Consider the following 12,393-nt stretch of genomic DNA (forward strand, 5'->3'; position numbering starts at 1 on the left):
TTTGTTTTCCCTATTTAACGATTATGGCCAAAAACACCAAAGGATCTTTATCCACATTTACAAGGCTATGTTTTTCACCTCTAAATGTCAGAGTTACGTCTCCAGCTTTTACTTCATGAAAAGAACCATCGTTATCTTCATAGCGTCCCTTGCCTTTTAAAATTACATAACACTCTTCATCATCTTCGTGAAAATGTGTTCCTATAGAGGCCCCAGCCTCCAAAGTCATTGTACCTATCATGTAAAAAGAGCTACCAGAAAACCCCGTCCCTTTGGGAATGGCATAGAGACAATGTAATATCCCCTCTCCATCAGAAGCGTTACATTTTTGTTGCACCTGCTGCTTGTCTTTATAAATAATCATGCCTTCCTCCCCTTTTCGCTGCTTTCAGAAATATGAGAAATCAGAATAGCCAATTGTCCTTTTTGAGGAACAAAATAGCTCAGAGTCATCGTGCAATTTAAAAGCATACTATTAAAACTTAAAGTTTGCGGTTCTCCTGTCTCAATAACATTTTTCATCGCATTTTTAAAAACTAAATCTTCTACGGAAAACACATCCAAAAGGGAACGCCCCACTATATCACCATACCCTTTTTTCTCCAAAAAAAGTCTGGCCTGTTCATTGATTTCTATAAAACGCACATCTGCTAACTGCCCTAATTTGTCATACAAGACATCAAAAAGCATAAAAGGTTCTTGAAGCTGTAAAAAAAGTCGTTGATACTTCTCTCTATCTTGATGAAGCATTTCATAGGCAGCATCCCTATCTTTAAGGCTTGAAAGCATCTCAGCAAAAAGGTTGAACAAGGATAATTCATCTTTAGACCAATTAAAATAATTTTCTATTCTCTCGAAAAGGATAAATCCGTTCACCTCTCCACGAAAACGATAGGGAATGACAAGAAGAGACTCTACGTTATGTCGTTTCATGAAGTTTAAGGTATGTATGGCCTCCCGAGGCAAAATATTCTTATTTTCTATGGAAAAAGCTTCTCCCCGATCAAGATTGGCACAAAACCAAGAGTCCGAATTAAGGAGAAAAACATCCTCATCTCCATCATAAAACGCCTTCATTGGGGGGATATCTCTTCTGCGCCATTCCGAGGAAAAAGAAATTTTTCCATGACGTTTGACAAGATATGAAACTCTGTCTGCATCAATATACAATGCCATTTTATGAAGTGAACTACGAATAGCGTTTTCTAAAGAAGGGTAATTCAAAATCTCAGCTGATATTTCTGAAACCATCTGCTCAACTTTCAATTTTCGTTTTAAAAGAGTTTCTCCCCGTTTCTTTTCTGAAATATCCGTATAAAGATAACATATAGCAACAATACCACCAGGCATTGTCACCGGAGAAGAGTTCAAGAAAACATCGATAATTTGACCATCTTTACGACATCGTTGCGTTTCCAAAAAAACTTTTTTCCCATTAAGAACCATTTGGCAAATGGACAAAGACTGGGCCATATACTTTGATGGGACAATAAAGTCACTTACGGATTTTCCCATAATTTCATCTTTGCTAGAAAAGCCAAACATATGAACAAAAGCATCGTTAACTTCCATTGCCTTTAGAGAAGGATCCAATATGGCAATTCCTGCAGGCGAACTCTGAAAAATTCTCTCAAATTTTTTCTTTTGCAACTCTAATTCAAAAACACTTTGCTTAATAGATGAAACATCAAGAGCTACAACGTGAACATTCGTATAATCAGTCCTCCCATAAGGGACCGACCACCGAATCAAGACGGAAGCAGAAGAAGTTCCATCGGGAAGGGTAAGGAAAATATCCTTTTCAAAAAAACGTTCTCCTTTTAAGAGAGCTTCGAACAGAGCAATATTAAATATTTCCCCTTCGCTTGAAAAAGAACTTTGAAAAAGAGATTGCAATTCATGAACAGAAGAGACGCTAAAAAAGTCTAGGGTTCTGCTATCTGCATCTACAATGCGAGAAAGGGCTATGCAAGCATGAAGGATATGGCGATTTTCAAGCAAAAACGTATGTATACTTTTTTTTGAATCAATAGGAAAAATTTCTTCCAAAAATTTTTTTTGAACAGAAAAATCCTGAGTCCACACAGCTATAGGCATAACATCCTCACTTTCTCCAGACATGGATTTTTGACGTAGAGAAGGTAAAGATTTATCGAACTCCGGAAGAAGGTTTGTTATAAGTGATCGAACTTTTCCCTCTTCAATGGGGGGGAAAAGAAACATTCCCCCCTTAATTTCCCGAGCTAAACTATATGTTGCTTCACTAAAACAATCGACTACAAAGGCAACTCCCATCAAAGAAAGCCGCCCTAACTGTTTAATCAATTCTATTTTTTCTACGTCTCTAGCCAAAGACAGACCTACAAAAACAATAAAAGGAGACCCCTGTTTTGCTAATAATAAAGCTTCTTTTAGGTCAGAAACAACAAGCACAGCATATCCCCACTCATAAAGAATTTGCTCTAAAGATTCCTCTCCTTTGAGATACTCTTTAACAAGCAATACCATTCCCTTTTGAGGATACGCTACTGATCCGTTCATCTATGCTCCTATTTTTCTAATTGAGATTCAATCCTTTTATTCCTGAAATAAAGGCACGTATCAATACCTACCATAATAGCATTTAATCCATATAAAATGAGAATCCAGCTAAAACCTTCATAATCTAAGACCACATGCACTATACCTGCCGCATACCCTGTTAAAATAATAAAAAGGAAAGAAAGACTCTTACCTCCCGTACTTTTAGATTTCCATGACTTACAAATCGATGCAGGCCACGCCAATCCAAAACAAATCACCATAAGCGCTTCGAAAATCTTACCAATCATTTGTAACCATCCTCTCAAATACACATTAAAAAGACGCGCATATAGCGCGTCTTTTTATACTTTGACTAATAATTAATCAAGAAAATCTCTTAATTTTTTACTCCGGCTGGGGTGCCTCAATTTTCGTAAGGCCTTTGCCTCTATTTGACGAATTCTTTCCCGCGTAACACCAAAACGTTTACCAACTTCTTCAAGTGTATATGAACGTCCATCTTCCAAACCAAAGCGATATTGAAGAACCTCTCTCTCCCTCTCTGAAAGAGCCTCTAACATTTCATCTATTTGTTCATGAAGCAAATGACTTGCTGCTGATTCTTCCGGGCTCGGTAAATCCCTATCCTCAATAAAATCTCCAAGTTGGCTATCTTCTTCTTCTCCAATGGGTGTTTCAAGAGAAACAGGCAGCTGGGCAATACGTCTGATTTCTTCAACTTTAGAAGCTTCGATTTCCATCTCGGCCGCTATTTCTTCATCTGACGGCTCCCGCCCCAGTTTTTGAACGAGCTGCCTCGAAACCCTTACCATTTTATTTATTGTCTCCACCATATGAACTGGAACCCTGATTGTTCTTGCCTGATCGGCAATGGCACGAGTAATAGCCTGACGTATCCACCACGTCGCATAAGTACTGAATTTAAAACCTTTTCGATAATCAAATTTTTCTACAGCACGAATAAGTCCCAGGTTCCCTTCCTGTATTAAATCAAGGAATAACATTCCACGCCCGATATATTTTTTTGCAATGCTCACAACAAGGCGAAGGTTAGCATCAATGATCTTCTGCTTAGCCACTTCACTACCTGCCTCTACCTGCTTCGCCAATGCAACTTCCTCTTCTGGTTCTAGAAGGGGAACTTTTCCAATTTCTCGCAAGTACATGCGGACAGGATCTGTCAATGGTATATCATCAAGTTTACCTATTTCACCATCGACAGAGGGTTGAGCAAGAGCTTCTTCTTCAGCTATATGCTGCCCTTTTTCTTTTCCTTCATCATCAGTTACTTCAATCCCCATCTCCATAAGATTTGCTACAACATTCTCAAGTACTTCCGCACTCCAAAATTCTATGGGGATGTATTTTTCAATATCTTTTTGGGTCACATATCCCTTATTTTGTCCCTCTTGAATAAGTTCTCGCACCTTATTCATATAAACAGCAAGCTCTTCTTTTGTAACGTCTCTTTTAGTTTGCTTTTTTTTGTTCTCCATAAAGAGAGTAATCCTCCTCTGGTTTTATTGCATAGACATATTATACCTGCTCTTTCTCAAGCTATAAAGCGCAAAAAAAGAACAGGCCAGTTAACTATCCTTGCCTGATCTGACTTTAGATTAACTCTACAATTAAATATATCGTGATATTATATCATATATGAATGTTCGCAAGTAAAACACAAACCAGTTGTTGTATAATAATTCAAACAGAACCAAATTGTTGTTGCTCATGCTTACCTCTAGTTCATCCTCCCGCATATTAAATTCAAGACGAGTATCTATTCATATTTTTTATTTTGTTCTTTTTGTTCAAAAATTTACAGAGCCTACAGAGCCTATGGAGAACAATAAAGCTCGCTTTTTAAGAGTCTTGTTATGAACAAAAAGATACACTTATGAACAAAATTTTCAAAACATTGCCTTTTATTTATTCCAAGTTAGCATTAACAATTAATAACCTTCAATATAAAAACTTCTGATGCAGTATGCAGTTTGCACCTTGACACGTCGTTCAAAATTCTACAACCACCATACAAAAAAGAGATTTCGTTACACTTTTTCAGCGTTTTTACAATGCAGCCATCATAAGAAAATTCATGGGAATGAATTTGTACTCAAATATCATAATAATGAAAGAAGGATGGTTAAGGTGAAAAAGTTACGCCCTGGAATACTTGTAGTCTTTACGGTTCTCCTTGTCTCTTTTATGTCTCTCTCTGCCTGGGGTTGCACTGACATAGTGGTAGGGAAAAAAGCCTCTGCTGATGGATCCGTTATTACGTCCCATACCGCAGATGGCGCTTTTTATGATGCAAGAGTTCGTACAATACCGGGGAAAACCTTCCCTGCAGGAAGTAAGGCCGATGTCTTTTGGAATATTGGAATGGATGAAGACTCTGAACCTGTAAAAATAGGAGAAATTCCTCAAGTAGAAAAGACATACACTTATTTTCATGTAGGTTATCCTTTCATGAATGAGCATGGGGTTGCTATTGGTGAAACTACTATTGGACAAAAAGAAGAACTAAAAACTTTTCGTCCTGATGCACGTGCGATACTGACAATAGAACAACTGGAAATTCTTGCACTACAAAGGGCTAAAACAGCCCGTGAAGCCATTAAAGTTATTGGCGAACTTGCAGAAAAATATGGATTCCTTCCTTCTTGCGGCACCGAAGGAGAATGTCTAACGATTACAGATTCAGAAGAAGCCTGGATTTTTGAAATTCGTAGCGCAGGATTTATGTGGACTCCAGATAGTGGCAAGCCAGGTGCTGTATGGGCTGCACAGAGAGTTCCAGATGATTGTGTTGTTGTCGTCCCTAATATGAGCCGCATTAGAGAAATTAACATCAATGACAAAGACAACTTCATGGCTGCCAAGAACTATAAGCAATTGGCTATTGATAACGGCTGGTATGATCCTAACGGTGATAAGCCCTTTATTTGGCAAGAAGCTTATTCTCCTCTCACTGGAAATGAAGATTGGTCTTTATCGTCTATGTGGATACGTAATAGGCTTTACACACTTTATAGCCAGCTAGATCCAACTAGAGAATGGGATCCTTATGCAGAAACCATGTCTTATCCCTTTGCAATTAAACCTCAAAAGAAACTTTCCGTACAAGATGTAATGACAATGTTACGTAGTCATATGGAAGAAACTCCTTTCGACATGGAAGCAGAAAAAGCATGGTATGTCCGAGAAGGAGACAAAATGGTAAAAAGTCCTCTTGCAACGCCATTTGTAACAAAAGATATGCGAAACCTCTTAAAAATCCCTTATAGCAGACCTATTTCAAAATGGGATTGTGCTTATAGTTTTGTTTCACAGGCTCGATCTGGTTATCCCGCACCTGTAAGAACGGTACTTTGGTTTGGTTACGATAACCCACATACTACATGTTACGTTCCGATCTACTCGGGTGTTCTTGGAACAAGACAAAGCTGGAGAACTTTTGATCGTAACTCCTTTAACCTTAGCTCTGCACAGTGGGGATTCATTTTAGCTGATGATCTCGTGAATCACCGCTATCAAGAAGCTATGGAAGACTTAAAAGCAGTAAGAAATCCTTTGGAGCAAAACTTTGCAAAACAAGTATTAGAAGTAGACAAGAAAGCCCTGGAACTCGCTAAAAAGGATTCGTCTAAAGCACAAGAATATGTAACTAAATTTACAAACGAATGCATGGAAAAAGCAGAAAAGGCATGGTGGCAACTTAATTGGGATTTAATAACAAAATATAACAATAACAGGAAAAAATAGCATTTCGTTCTTTTTTGTTCTTTTTGTTCAAAATGCCGCATAGCTGGTAGAGAACGATAAAGCTTGCTTTCCAAGAGGTTTGTTATGAACAAAAAGATACACTTGTGAACGAAAAAATCAAAAATATTGTTCTTTCTCAATGCTCAAGTTAAGGTATGCACAGACAAACGCGATTTTGGTAACAAAGTCGCGTTTATTTTTTAAGGAGGGGAAACATCATGAAAATGAATCTAAAAACTTCCCTACTTTTAGGAGTGGTCTGTCTCTTTGCCATTCTTAATGTAGCTGGAGCTGGTATAGCAGCAGAAACACCCACTGTTGAAGCTCCTATTATTGTAACAACCTGTGGACAAAGCCCAGGTGCGGTAATGGTAAAGATGTCTCTTATGCAAGCTAAGCTGGCACCTGTAGAGAGTAATAATACCATTGCAGCAAGCGAGTTAAAGGGCAAAGGTTACAAGACTCTTATCGTGACTACCGGTACAAGCGGCAAAGGAATGGGTGCTGCAGGCACTAACGTCAACAAAGAAATAGCACGATGCAAAGAAGTTATTGAAGCTGCAAAAGCCGAAGGGATTATTGTTATTACTGCCCACGTAGAAGGAATGGCTCGTCGTACAGATAGTGCCGACCAAGCTTCTATAGATGAAATCATTCCCCTTGGAGATGCAATACTTATCGTTACAAACAGTAATACCGATGGTTATTTTACAAAATTAGCCGAAGAAAATAATAAACCTCTGATTGAAGCCAAAGATGCCCTTGCCATTGGCACAAGCTTGAAAGAGTTAAGCAAATAGTTATTTTTTCAAAGAGCCCTCGGTTGTAACCGGGGGCTTGTTTTCTCTACAAAAGAGATTAAGGAAAGGAACGACTCAGTCATGTTCACACACTCAGTAGTAATTTTATTAGTCATAGCCGTGGCTTTCATCATTCCGAAAGTCATGAAGCTGAGCACGGAGCTTTCGATGTTCGTAGCAGCCTTGGCAGGAGCTGCCGCCCACTCCATCATGCTCAGCGTAACGGGAAGTCCCCACAATCCCGTGGCCCTTCTTCCCATTCGTCACATTGTGGAAGGCGCTTTCACCTACTTTGATGTCTGCCTCATTTTTCTCACGGCTACCTTCTTCATGGCCCTTCTTCGGGAAAGTGGCGGCGTCGCCTTTATTGTTCGAAAGATCGTTTCGACCTTCCATTCAAGACGAACCATCTGCCTTTTGCTGCTCACCTTCGTGCTGCTTCTTCCCGGAGCCCTGACCGGTTCCGGTGCAACAACGGTTCTTACCGTAGGAGCCCTCGTTGGTTCTGTTCTGGCTGCCATGGGTGTCGATGAAACGAAACGGGCGGCCATCATCTTTTTAGGAGCAGCCATGAGCGCTGCCGCTCCTCCTATCAACCTCTGGGCCATGATGGCTGCCGCTGGTGCCAACATGCCCTACGTGGGATTCGGCAAACCGCTGTTTGTCCTCTCCGTTGCCGGAGCGCTCTTCTCCATGTTCTGGCTTGCAGGACGAGGAACGAAGAAGATTGATCTCGACCAGGCTCTGGCCAATCTTCCGGAAGCGCCGGAAGGACAAAACTGGTTCAGAGTTCTTGCCCCATTCATTCTACTGTTGGCTTGCGTTATTGCGGGACGAATCTGGTTCTTCTCACTGCCCGTACTGGGATTGCCCCTGCTCTTCATGGTCGCTTCTTTCGCAGTGGTGCTTCTCAGCCCGCGCAAACTTCAGTTCTGGTCTATCGCCTGTTCCACCGTTCACGGCCTTCTTCCTCTCGTAGGCATCATGGTGGTTGTAGGTGTACTTATACAGATTATGGCCCTGAGCGGAGCGAGAGGGCTCATCTCCCTGGCGGTGGTTACCCTTCCCCTGGGAGTGCTCTACCTCACCCTCTGCATTATTCTGCCCCTCTCTGAGGGACTGGTGCAGTATGCTGTTGCTCCGTTGCTGGGCGTACCGCTCATCATGCTCTTCAACATGCGCGGTCTCGACCCCATCATCGCCTTATCGGCCATGGCGGTCATATGGCCTCTGGGAGACTGTTTGCCGCCAACCGCCGTCGTGGGACGGGCCACAGTTATGGAACTGGGGTATAAGGGACGGTATTTCGGGGATTTTGTGAAAGCCTGTCTGGTGCCCATGGCCTTCATCGCCATCTTGGGAACGCTCTTTCTCATCTTCAGCACCAGACTGTCATTTCTTGGAGGCTAGAGAATCATGATATTGGCAAATACCATCATTATGTACCTGTATTACGCTATGGTCCTCTTCTTCGGAGGCGCCATACTCTGCAACTTCATCAAGACAAGGAATGCCCAGGAAGCAGTGCTCTACAGCATTGTGCTCATGCCCTTCGTGCTGAGAATCCTTCGGCTGAAGTAGGAAGAGGGGTGAAGAGAAGATGAAGGGAAAACTGAATGGCATCAAGATACTTTCGTTGGTCGTAGCCCTTGTTTTCGTGGCTATTGCCGGACGGGAGTTTTACGGACACCGACATTTCAAGGAACCGGTAGTTCCCTCTCCCTCACTTACTGAGGTGAAGAAACTCTCAGACTACGAACCGACGTTGAAGGGAACGCCCAACGACAGCAACGTCTACATTTTTGACAGTGGTGTTCCTGGCGGAACGGCTCTGCTTCTTGGAGGAACCCACCCCGAGGAGCCGGCGTGCAACCTCGGAGCCCTTCTCGTCGCCGAGAACGTGAAGGTGGAGCAGGGACGGCTCATCGTCATTATTCGGGCGAACCGAAGCGCTTCTACATGCACTCGTATGGGCGAGGCCTACCCCACGTACTACTACGTGAAGACGCCGTGGGGACAGAAGCAGTTCCGTATGGGCGACCGCTGCACCAATCCACTGGACTCGTGGCCCGATCCCGAAGTGTATATCCACTATCCCAGCCGTCAGATGTTGGCCTATATGGATATCAGAAACCTGAACAGAACCTGGCCGGGTCGACCCAACGGCGCCCTTACAGAGCGAACCACCTGGGCCATGACCCAGCTCATTCGCCAGGAGAAGGTGGATATCGCCGTGGACCTTCACGAGGCCGAGCTTGAATATCCGGTGGAAAATACCATCGTAAGCCATGAGAAGGGGCAGGCCGTAGCGGCCATGACATCCATGACCCTCACCGCCGAGCTTTTCGAAGTGCCCCTGAGCATGGAGTTTTCACCCAAGGCCCTTCACGGCTTGTCTCACAGAGAGATCGGCGATCATACCGACGCCATGTCTCTTCTCGTTGAGGTCGCCGAACCCATGCTTGACCGTATTCGTGGCATTACCGACGAATATCTGCTCATGACGGGCCGCGATGAGTTTGTTATGAAGGCGGGGGAACACAAGCTCCTCTACGCTCCTATCGACGAGCGGGGCTGGCCTATCGATGTTCGGGTGGGACGCCATTCCTCCACATTCCAGAAAATGCTTGAATTTTATTCTCTTACAGCCGTTGATCGCCCCGTTGTTATCTCTGGGGTTCCAGGCTATACGGAAGTTATAGAGAACACGCTGGGCACCTATATGAAAAACCCTGAGGATGCACCAGCTCAAAACATCTACTACGATTAAGAGGGGGTGAAATCTCGTAAACATCTGATCTTTTCTATGTCAACTGGTTTACGAAGTAGTGGCAACACAAAAAAAGGAGGGAAAGTGTATGAATTCTAAAATGCTTAAAGTAGTAACAATAGCATCTCTTGCAGTCTTCCTTGCCGGATCTGTGGCATCTGCATGTACCACAATCCTCGTAGGAAAGAAAGCTTCTGTCGATGGCTCTGCAATGGTAACCCATACATGCGATGGTTGGTATGATAACCGTGTCAGAGTCATTCCCGGTGCAGCACACAAAGAGGGAGAAATGACGCCCGTTTATAAAGAGATATGCCATGGCACACGCCCTAACAAGCCTCTTGTAAAAGTCGGCGAAATTCCTCAGGCGAAAGAAACATACACATATTTCCATGTGGGTTATCCTTTCATGAATGAACATCAGGTTATCATGGGAGAAGACACTTGGAGCGGACGTGACGAAAACTACTGCGAAAATGGCTGGATGATGATTGAGCAGCTTGAAGTGTTTGCTCTTCAACGCGCTAAAACAGCCCGCGAAGCCATTCAAATCATGGGTGCCCTTGCTGAAAAGTACGGCTATGGTGACGGCGGAGAGACCCTTAATATCGTTGACGGCAAAGGCGAAGCCTGGATGTTCGATATTTGCGGACCTGGTCCCCTTTGGACACCTGAAAGCGGTAAGCCCGGCGCTGTCTGGGTTGCCCAGCGTGTGCCCGATGATTGCTTCACAGTAACCGCTAACCGTTCTCGAATCGGCGAAATCGACTGGAACGACAAAGAAAACTTTATGTATTCTTCCAACATCAAAGAATTCGCAAAAGATATGGGTTGGTGGAAAGAGGGAGAGAAATTTGTCTTCCACAAAATCTATAACCCAGAACCTTACGGAACTCCTTACTATCAGCAGAGACGTGAGTGGAGAGTCATGAGCCTTCTTGCACCTTCCCTTAAGATCGCAGAAGATGCTGCTGAGATGTATCCTCTGATGGTAAAACCCGACAAGAAGATTTCTGTAAGAGACCTTATGACTGTTAAACGTGATTACCTTGAAGGAACACGCTTTGATCTTACAAAGGGAATGGCTGCTGGCCCCTTCGGAACACCAAACCGTTACCCCACCCCGAAGAGCGTTCGTCCTGAAGATAAACAGGGCGTAGACTGGACAAGAGCTATTTCCATGTTCCGCTGCTCTTACAGCTTTGTCGCTCAGGCTCGTAGCTGGCTTCCCGACGCCATCGGTGGTGTTCTGTGGTTTGGAGAAGATGCTCCTCACTCCACAGTCTATATGCCAATTTACGCCGGTGTCACATCTCTTCCCAAGAGCATAACCGACGGTAAGCGTGCAGAGTTTGATAGAAATTCCGCTTGGTGGGCATTCAACTTTGTTTCCAACTGGGCAGATCTTAAATTCAGCTACATGATTAAAGACATCAAAGAAGCTCAGAAAGCTTACGAAGATGAATTCTTTATGTATCAGTCAGTCGTAGATAAAGAAGCTGTCGCTCTTTACAAAGAAAGCCCTGCAAAAGCTAAAGCCTATCTTACCAACTACACCAACAACAGCATTAATAAAGTTGTTGAAGGCTGGTGGAACCTGGCTTGGACTCTTGTCGGCAAATATTCCGACGGCTACATCACATCTCCTGATGGTAAACAGCAGTCTGTAGGTTACCCCACAGATTGGCTTAAGACAGTTGGTTTCGGCGAAGAAGAATCTGAACCTAAAAAATAGCACTAACGTAAATACGTAAAGAAGTAAGGGGCTGTCAATTAAGGCAGCCCCTTTTTTATTTCGATCCGATATAATTTTATCTTACCCTTTAGCTAACTTTGCAATCATGCTAAGAGGAGAAGGAAAAGGCACTTCTGGAGACGGGCCAACTGCTTCTCGCGTCTCTTCGAATTCCATTTCATATAGGAGACGACTAATCTCAAGTTTTAAAGGATCATCTGTCTCGTAGGGAATTGAAAAACGCCGATACCCAAACTGTTCGGCAAAAAATCCTAATTCCCGGTTCCCCTTCTCTTTTCTCATTGCCTCAAGAAACTGAGCGAGAAAATCTTCATCGTCAAAAAAAGGAGAAGAACTAACGAGAACAATTGCTTTAAAACTCCCCAGAAGCATAGATCTGCTCCAAAAGTTACACAGGGAAACTCCAGCACGTATAGCTCGATTCCCATCTGTTTGCCGCGCCACTAAATCCTCCATCAAAGTTGAGTAACCAAAAACTGCTGTGAATCCCAAGGTCAGCCCTCTTGCACGTCCAGGAATAATCATGCAATCTCGAAGAAAAGGACCTGCAAAACCCATGCGGGGACTCGAGAGGCAAAAAAGCTCACTTCCTAGTGATAAAGAAAGAGATGCTAATGTAACAAGTTCACCGCTATAGAGATGGTTCACCGATATAGGGCGGTAGTCAATTCCCAAAGGCAACCACGACGCAATATCCATATCAAGATTGACATTCCAGTATGGAAGGTTATTCATAGCTTATATACCTCCTTCCCGGG

General features: G+C 43.2%; 11 protein-coding genes. 6 read left to right on the forward strand and 5 right to left on the reverse strand.

The window, feature by feature from the left end:
• Positions 1-10 precede the first annotated feature (10 nt).
• The 4 genes from ACZ5GY_RS08625 to rpoD all read right to left on the reverse strand — a co-directional run bounded on the left by ACZ5GY_RS08625 (position 11) and on the right by rpoD (position 4,040).
• Positions 11-364 carry a cupin domain-containing protein gene (locus tag ACZ5GY_RS08625; RefSeq protein WP_213691114.1) on the reverse strand — a complete coding sequence of 118 codons (354 nt, stop codon included), beginning with the start codon at positions 362-364 and terminating at the stop codon, positions 11-13.
• The gene (locus ACZ5GY_RS08630; RefSeq protein WP_213701406.1) at positions 361-2,541 is read right to left on the reverse strand and encodes a PAS domain-containing protein; all 2,181 of its coding nucleotides are present in this window, start codon (positions 2,539-2,541) and stop codon (positions 361-363) included. The genes ACZ5GY_RS08625 and ACZ5GY_RS08630 overlap by 4 nt, the downstream gene beginning before the upstream one ends.
• A gap of 8 nt (positions 2,542-2,549) precedes the next feature.
• Positions 2,550-2,831, reverse strand: coding sequence for a PQ-loop domain-containing transporter (locus tag ACZ5GY_RS08635; RefSeq protein WP_213690880.1), 282 nt, complete (start codon positions 2,829-2,831; stop codon positions 2,550-2,552).
• Positions 2,832-2,903: 72 nt separating this feature from the next.
• Positions 2,904-4,040 carry an RNA polymerase sigma factor RpoD gene (gene rpoD, locus ACZ5GY_RS08640; RefSeq protein WP_213690879.1) on the reverse strand — a complete coding sequence of 379 codons (1,137 nt, stop codon included), beginning with the start codon at positions 4,038-4,040 and terminating at the stop codon, positions 2,904-2,906.
• A 643-nt stretch (positions 4,041-4,683) separates the two neighbouring features.
• On the opposite strand from rpoD, the gene ACZ5GY_RS08645 reads away from it, so the two are divergent.
• From ACZ5GY_RS08645 to ACZ5GY_RS08670, 6 genes are all read left to right on the forward strand, one after another.
• Positions 4,684-6,309 carry a C69 family dipeptidase gene (locus tag ACZ5GY_RS08645; RefSeq protein WP_213690878.1) on the forward strand — a complete coding sequence of 542 codons (1,626 nt, stop codon included), beginning with the start codon at positions 4,684-4,686 and terminating at the stop codon, positions 6,307-6,309.
• Between the two features lie 218 nt (positions 6,310-6,527).
• Positions 6,528-7,109, forward strand: coding sequence for a DUF6305 family protein (locus ACZ5GY_RS08650; protein ID WP_213690877.1), 582 nt, complete (start codon positions 6,528-6,530; stop codon positions 7,107-7,109).
• Between the two features lie 81 nt (positions 7,110-7,190).
• Positions 7,191-8,519: a C4-dicarboxylate ABC transporter gene (locus tag ACZ5GY_RS08655; RefSeq protein WP_213695936.1), complete on the forward strand. Its 1,329-nt coding sequence runs from the start codon at positions 7,191-7,193 to the stop codon at positions 8,517-8,519.
• A 6-nt stretch (positions 8,520-8,525) separates the two neighbouring features.
• Complete coding sequence (locus ACZ5GY_RS08660) at positions 8,526-8,690, forward strand: hypothetical protein (protein WP_213691305.1); 165 nt, start codon at positions 8,526-8,528, stop codon at positions 8,688-8,690.
• Positions 8,691-8,709: 19 nt separating this feature from the next.
• A complete protein-coding gene (locus ACZ5GY_RS08665) occupies positions 8,710-9,879 on the forward strand; it encodes a M14 family metallopeptidase (RefSeq protein ID WP_307879795.1) in 1,170 nt (389 codons plus the stop codon).
• A gap of 88 nt (positions 9,880-9,967) precedes the next feature.
• Positions 9,968-11,614 (forward strand): dipeptidase, encoded by a 1,647-nt coding sequence (locus ACZ5GY_RS08670; protein ID WP_213691303.1) that lies wholly within the window; start codon positions 9,968-9,970, stop codon positions 11,612-11,614.
• Positions 11,615-11,695: 81 nt separating this feature from the next.
• On the opposite strand, the gene ACZ5GY_RS08675 is transcribed toward ACZ5GY_RS08670, so the two are convergent.
• Positions 11,696-12,370: a hypothetical protein gene (locus tag ACZ5GY_RS08675; protein WP_213691302.1), complete on the reverse strand. Its 675-nt coding sequence runs from the start codon at positions 12,368-12,370 to the stop codon at positions 11,696-11,698.
• Positions 12,371-12,393 lie beyond the last annotated feature (23 nt).

Source organism: Aminobacterium thunnarium, assembly GCF_055390565.1.

Coding starts and splice junctions, on each gene's coding strand:
- ACZ5GY_RS08625 (WP_213691114.1), bottom strand. CDS start 364: ATGATTATTTATAAAGACAAGCAGCAGGTGCAACAAAAATGTAACGCT.
- ACZ5GY_RS08630 (WP_213701406.1), bottom strand. CDS start 2,541: ATGAACGGATCAGTAGCGTATCCTCAAAAGGGAATGGTATTGCTTGTT.
- ACZ5GY_RS08635 (WP_213690880.1), bottom strand. CDS start 2,831: ATGATTGGTAAGATTTTCGAAGCGCTTATGGTGATTTGTTTTGGATTG.
- rpoD (WP_213690879.1), bottom strand. CDS start 4,040: ATGGAGAACAAAAAAAAGCAAACTAAAAGAGACGTTACAAAAGAAGAG.
- ACZ5GY_RS08645 (WP_213690878.1), top strand. CDS start 4,684: ATGGTTAAGGTGAAAAAGTTACGCCCTGGAATACTTGTAGTCTTTACG.
- ACZ5GY_RS08650 (WP_213690877.1), top strand. CDS start 6,528: ATGAAAATGAATCTAAAAACTTCCCTACTTTTAGGAGTGGTCTGTCTC.
- ACZ5GY_RS08655 (WP_213695936.1), top strand. CDS start 7,191: ATGTTCACACACTCAGTAGTAATTTTATTAGTCATAGCCGTGGCTTTC.
- ACZ5GY_RS08660 (WP_213691305.1), top strand. CDS start 8,526: ATGATATTGGCAAATACCATCATTATGTACCTGTATTACGCTATGGTC.
- ACZ5GY_RS08665 (WP_307879795.1), top strand. CDS start 8,710: ATGAAGGGAAAACTGAATGGCATCAAGATACTTTCGTTGGTCGTAGCC.
- ACZ5GY_RS08670 (WP_213691303.1), top strand. CDS start 9,968: ATGAATTCTAAAATGCTTAAAGTAGTAACAATAGCATCTCTTGCAGTC.
- ACZ5GY_RS08675 (WP_213691302.1), bottom strand. CDS start 12,370: ATGAATAACCTTCCATACTGGAATGTCAATCTTGATATGGATATTGCG.